Source organism: Streptomyces tricolor, assembly GCF_002155905.1.
GTDB lineage: Bacteria > Actinomycetota > Actinomycetes > Streptomycetales > Streptomycetaceae > Streptomyces > Streptomyces tricolor.
The window spans coordinates 1-218 of sequence record NZ_MUMF01000999.1 but is presented as its reverse complement, the minus strand read 5'-3'; the positions used below and the strand labels follow the sequence as shown (position 1 = coordinate 218).

Genomic DNA, 218 nt, shown 5'->3' with positions numbered 1-218 from the left:
CGTAGGGCCGGTTGTGGCCGTAGAGGGCGCACAGCGATCCGGCCATGGTGTACATCGCGAGGTCGAGGCGGTCGAGCGCGAGCAGGGTGAGGTTGGGCGGGGCGACCGCGGCGATCACGCTCAGCGCGGGCTTGAACCAGATGTCGGAGGGGCGCCCGAGGCGGAGCACTCCGGCCAGGGGAAGACGGTGGGGGGTCGCACTGCTCATCCCATAAATT

1 pseudogene is annotated in these 218 nt (G+C 69.3%); it reads right to left on the bottom strand.

Annotated elements, in window-relative coordinates:
• A pseudogene (locus CCN44_RS47210) lies at window positions 1-208 on the bottom strand (FUSC family protein); the annotation flags it as partial.
• Window positions 209-218 lie beyond the last annotated feature (10 nt).